Origin of the sequence: Helicobacter sp. MIT 05-5294, assembly GCF_000765675.1 — a bacterium.
Taxonomy (GTDB): domain Bacteria; phylum Campylobacterota; class Campylobacteria; order Campylobacterales; family Helicobacteraceae; genus Helicobacter_D.
The window spans coordinates 1-5,251 of sequence record NZ_JRPA02000034.1 but is presented as its reverse complement, the minus strand read 5'-3'; the positions used below and the strand labels follow the sequence as shown (position 1 = coordinate 5,251).

At 30.4% G+C, this 5,251-nt stretch carries 9 protein-coding genes; all 9 read left to right on the top strand.

Features of this window, described 5'->3' with window-relative positions; genetic code table 11:
- Positions 1 to 1,009: polymorphic toxin type 44 domain-containing protein (locus tag LS69_RS10730; protein ID WP_202978670.1), on the top strand; the 1,009-nt coding region annotated here is incomplete at its 5' end.
- Position 1,010: 1 nt separating this feature from the next.
- Positions 1,011 to 1,454: a hypothetical protein gene (locus tag LS69_RS09665; RefSeq protein WP_138124530.1), complete on the top strand. Its 444-nt coding sequence runs from the start codon at positions 1,011 to 1,013 to the stop codon at positions 1,452 to 1,454.
- Entirely contained in the window at positions 1,447 to 1,590 is a 144-nt protein-coding gene (locus LS69_RS10590; protein WP_194145488.1) for a hypothetical protein, read from the top strand. Before LS69_RS09665 ends, LS69_RS10590 begins: the two co-directional genes overlap by 8 nt.
- Positions 1,587 to 2,261, top strand: a complete 675-nt coding sequence (locus LS69_RS09660) for a peptidoglycan recognition family protein (RefSeq protein ID WP_194145487.1) — start codon at positions 1,587 to 1,589, stop codon at positions 2,259 to 2,261. Before LS69_RS10590 ends, LS69_RS09660 begins: the two co-directional genes overlap by 4 nt.
- Positions 2,258 to 2,659: a hypothetical protein gene (locus tag LS69_RS09655; RefSeq protein ID WP_138124524.1), complete on the top strand. Its 402-nt coding sequence runs from the start codon at positions 2,258 to 2,260 to the stop codon at positions 2,657 to 2,659. Before LS69_RS09660 ends, LS69_RS09655 begins: the two co-directional genes overlap by 4 nt.
- A 96-nt stretch (positions 2,660 to 2,755) precedes the next feature.
- Positions 2,756 to 3,118 (top strand): hypothetical protein, encoded by a 363-nt coding sequence (locus LS69_RS09650; protein ID WP_138124521.1) that lies wholly within the window; start codon positions 2,756 to 2,758, stop codon positions 3,116 to 3,118.
- A 2-nt stretch (positions 3,119 to 3,120) separates the two neighbouring features.
- A complete protein-coding gene (locus LS69_RS09645) occupies positions 3,121 to 4,497 on the top strand; it encodes a hypothetical protein (protein WP_138124518.1) in 1,377 nt (458 codons plus the stop codon).
- On the top strand, positions 4,475 to 4,996 hold the full coding sequence (locus tag LS69_RS09640; RefSeq protein ID WP_138124515.1) for a DUF805 domain-containing protein: 522 nt from the start codon (positions 4,475 to 4,477) through the stop codon (positions 4,994 to 4,996). The genes LS69_RS09645 and LS69_RS09640 overlap by 23 nt, the downstream gene beginning before the upstream one ends.
- Before the next feature lie 15 nt (positions 4,997 to 5,011).
- Positions 5,012 to 5,251, top strand: a 240-nt coding sequence (locus tag LS69_RS09635) for a hypothetical protein (RefSeq protein ID WP_138124512.1), incomplete at its 3' end; no start/stop codon positions are given.

The following is a 5,251-nucleotide window of genomic DNA, read 5'->3' as shown; positions in this document are numbered from 1 at the left end:
AGAATCTAAGGATTTAGAGAAACAATCTATCACTAAACAATTTAAGATTCCAATTATTGAAGATTTTAAAGAGAATGAAGTGGTTAGGGGGTGGAGGGGAGAAATAGAAAATGCAATTCATCTCTTAGAAAAAGTTTCCAAGTTTGACAATATTGATGACAAACAAAACTCAACTTGCACAACCTATTTTAAGATAAAAGCAAACAATCCAATCAAGATAAAAAAGATTATAGGCGCAAAAGAAACGATAAATGCTATTGTAAAAGGAGAGAGAAAGTTAGATTCTATTAAATTTTATGACTATCACAAACAAAATCAAGAATTTAAATATGAATTAAGCCACAATGAGTATAGTGAAGATTATGAAAAAGATAAAGCTGTCCTACTTATTGCTTATGACGATGAATCCGATTTGACTTTAAAGCAACACAATTTTATTCAGCTAGGATTCGAAGCAATTGATGTGGCTAATTTTATCGTAGATGAGATGAAAAGGAATATAAAAAGTGAGGTGGCAAGAGATATTAAGAATAGCCTAAAAATTAAAATTGGTAGCACAAAGATACTTTCGTTAGATGCGACATTTGCGATAATAAAAAGCTCATCATATAAAACCTTTTATGATTTGGTTAAGTCCGAATCTAATTGGGACCACAAATGGCAAATCTCTAAACTCTTTCCCACAATGGGCTTATCCAAGCAATATTATCACAGATGTATTCACAATGGTATAACTTATGAAATAGGCTACGATATATGGAGTAATATTCATTATGGTTACATTGGTAAGGTAGTAGGGTTTAGTGAAACTGAATTACTTATGGGAGCAGGAATAGCGCAATTCTTTGATAATTACTCTCTAACAGGTGATGACCCAAAGGATAGTGAAGCAATCAAGATTGGTTTTGAGATATACAACGATTGTAAAGAAAACATACAATCTTTTAATGCTGATATATTAATACAATATGTTATGAAACATAAAAATAAGCTAAATATTGAGGAGTAATATGTGTTCTAAAAAGCAAATAAGTAGTGCTTTTGTAGTTATATTTATGCCATCAGTTATTGCGTTATTGGCAATTCTTATTGAATATATAATTAGCCCTCCCAACATTGATTGTATTCCTTTTGGACGCCTTGTTCCAGAATCGCTTGTAACATTTCTTATTGTGATTATGGCTTTTATTGCGGTATGTGTTTATGGTATGATTATTTTATATCACCTTCTGTTGTTGATAGCGGTATTTAAAAAAAGAAGATATGGCAATAATCTCATTGCCATTATCAAACATATCATGTTTTGTATAGTAACTTTAGTTGCTTTGTTTATTGTTTTGATGTGGAATCCCAACGAACCTCCCCCTTGCGATTGTGAAAAGGTGGATTGTGATTGCGTATTACAGCATAGTTACCGAATTGATGGTTGCTACTTTAAGGATAACAATGAGTAAATGTAATACTTATAAAGAAAACATACAATCTTTTAACAAGGATTTAGAGAATCTATCACTAAACAATTTAAGATTCCAATTATTGAAGATTTTAAAGAGAATGAGATTATCAAAGAATGGAAAAGAGAATCTTTGAGTAATAAAGAGATTCAAAATAATAAATACTACATAGATAAGGAGGGTTATTTGCAAGGGATTGATATTATCAAATACCCTATTGCTAGACTTGAATTTTCTAATGCCAATAGTTTTAAACCACAAGCTATTGTATTACATAGGACGGATTCTAGCACCGCAAAAAGCACATTGGATACTTGGAGTAATCCAAATAATGCTAAAGTAGGCACACATTTTTTAATTGATAAAAATGGCACAATCTATCAATGTGCAAGTCTATATAAATACACACAGCATGTGGGGGATATTCGCTCTAAAACCGAACTAGAAAAAACTTGGGATATAAAAGAAAAGGCTTTGATAGAAAATATTTGGAAAGAAAAAGCTTCTTATGGTGCTAGAAAAATAAAAGTTTCAAATTATGAAAAAACAAAATCTTATCCCAATAGATACCCTATAAACTCTGATAGTATAGGGATTGAAGTGGTAGGGAAATATGATAATAAAGCAGAAAGATACCCAAACGCTACAACTAAGCAATTAGAAACATTAGAGCAACTTATCATAGTTTTACTAGAATTATTTAACATAAATAAAACTGATATATACGCTCATGCTAAAATTGCCTATAAAGATAAACATTCAACAGAGGGTGTATCCTTGCTAGAATATATAAAGGAAAAGTTATGAAAATCCTCTATATGATATTTGCGATATGTCTATTTCTTTATGCAGATAATTTTGAAAATGTGGAAATTATAGAGATGAACAAACCTTTCTTTGTAGTTGGAGAAATATATCAAGACAATGAAGCCTATATTGAAGGCGTAAAAAATTCCTGCAATACACAAATCGTGCAAGATTTTCAAACAGAAAACATTATAGCTTTTTTCCAATCCGCTAAAGAATATGATAGCTATCAAGCTGTGGCTTATTGTTTTTATCCTTGCAATATAACAGGCAAAATAAAACTAGATTCGGAAATTTGGGATTTTGAGCTTAACGAGGGAGGATTTGCTGTGTTAAAAAGCAAAAATGGGAAGCGATATTTTGGCGATGAAAGTAGATTATATGAATGTGGAATCTAAAAATTATTTACCGCAATCGAATTGCATTGTCAAAGAGCTTTATTTTTGGGAATTGTAAAATGCTAAAGAGTAGCGCAATACTATTTAATATTATTAATGTTCTTGCCATATTCATTTATCTTTGCGGCAGATAAGCGCAATGAGAAACAATATATGCGCGAATATGGATTAGCATATTGTCTTGCTAATTTTCATCAAACAGAGCCTTCTAATGACATAAAAGCATCATTAAATATCTATTTTGAAAATATGATTGCAGGATATAATAGTTACGAGGAACTTGTAGAATACATTGTGCAATATATTAACAATCATCTTGTGTATGTTAAAGCAAATGAAGAGAACCCAAAACCAAATGAGCCCGTATATTTTTTTTCGTGTTTGAGAATGTATGAATCTAAAGACTACCAAGCCGAAATTGAACGCATAGTAAAGAAATATTGTAAGGATTGCAAATAATAATGTGGATAGAATCCTCCAATACGACACAAGAAACACAAGCCAATCTAACAAATACTCAAGAATCCCAAAGCAACAATACCCTCACTAAAGATTCTCCACTCTTTATTTATATTCAAGATTATAAACTTAACTTTATCACTAAACTAAAAGATAAACAAACTACAATCAAGATTCCATTAGATACTACCATTACCAAAGATAAATACAACAACATTAACTTACAAGATACTAAACTTCTCTTTCTTTCTTTTATTCCCTTTAAAGATAATGATGAGGCTAATAATACCAAAGCACAAAAGATTCAAATAGAATCTAAGGATTTAGAGAAACAATCTATCACTAAACAATTTAAGATTCCAATTATTGAAGATTTTAAAGAGAATGAAGTGGTTAGGGGGTGGAGGGGGGAAACTACATTGAGATTGAGAGAATGTATTGGCAATCTTTTAAGGGAAACTTATCTCGGAAGTTATTTAACAGAATATAATTTCGTGTATTCTAAAGAAATAGATGAGCAAGAATTAATCGCTATATGTAAGCTATCTTTAGCGGAAGTCTTTGTTAAAGTTGGTATTGAGAGAATTAATAACTTAGAAGTGCAAAGCTATTATGATGATTGGTATATTTATGGAATTCTTGCTTCTAGTGAATATTTTTACAATGTGTCCTTTGGTTTATTAAAGATGAGAGAAAATGAATACCCAATGGGGAAAATCAATAAAGATTCAAGCGAACCCGGAATAGCAGTCTCGTTTATTTCTTTTGATATGCAAAGATTTGTTGAATGTTTGTCTAAAAAAAATTATGGTGAAATTGGTAGCATTATTGATTACCCCATATATGCAAAAGATAGAAAAAAATATGATGAGATATTAAGGAAATATTTTGGAAATGCAAATTCTGTGGGTGGGTATTTTATAGCTGAATTGTATATCAAAAAGATTTTATCCATCAATAGCCATTCCAATATTTATTTGACTCCTTCAATTAAATCAAATAATAGAATCCAAAAATTCTTGGAAGAGCAAAATAGAATAAAATTTGGCATTTATGATATAAAACATAATTCAATACTTATTGACAATCCAACCAATCCGACTTTACTAGAGAAAAATATTATATTAGCAACGCATACAGGCAATGTAAATATGTATTCTTTTGCTGCTGAAATCAAGTTTCATGCTGATGCCTTGCTAGATAGCAAAAGCTATATGAATAAATGGTATCATTCTGCTATTATTGCCGATATGGGTGTAAGTGAGGGATACACTATAAGTTTTTGGCAAGATTATTATGAATTAAATAGCCAATTAGTCAAAGAACAAATGCAAATCCATCAAACAAGGATAGAAAATGGAAACTATAATTTTAATTAAAAAATTTTACGATTCTTTTATATTGCCCCCTTTATACAACACTATAACTTTCAACTTTGAAGCCAAGCTTTCTCGGAGAGAATATCTAGTTTTTTGGCTAAGCACCCTTATGTTTGTTATCTGTTTAATGATATTTATAATTCATGGTATCAGCTTTACTCGAGGGCTTTTTAGAATCTTATTTGACATTCAATATCCCAAATTGGATTTAGGAGATTTATTATTTTTTTATATGTTTGGCTGTATGGTGTCTATGGCAGTATTGACTTTGCCATTTTTTATCACAACAGCAAATCGCTTAAAAGATGCCAACATAAATGCGTGGATTCTGTTACCATTATTTATTTTAATGTGGTTATGGGGAACGAATTTATTGCAATTCCAATATAATGGCGAATCTACCCCTTTGATATATAAAATATTAAGCTATTCGCTAATGTTCATGCTTCCGTGTATAATTCTTTTGGCAGTATTTTTCCCCACCAAAAACAAACCATAAGCCAACTACAATAATATGTCTTCTACCCCCTCTACTTATACTTTACAAACAATCCTACAAAAAGACAAAGCTTATTCTACTTTAGGTATAGAGTTAAAATCTCCTAAAGCAATAGAGACTTATAACAACAATGGAAACTTTAGTATTAAGCTTACAAATATTAACTTACAAGATACTAAACTTCTCTTTCTTTCTTTTATTCCCTTTAAAGATAATGATGAGGCTAATAATACCAAAGCACAAAAGATTCAAATA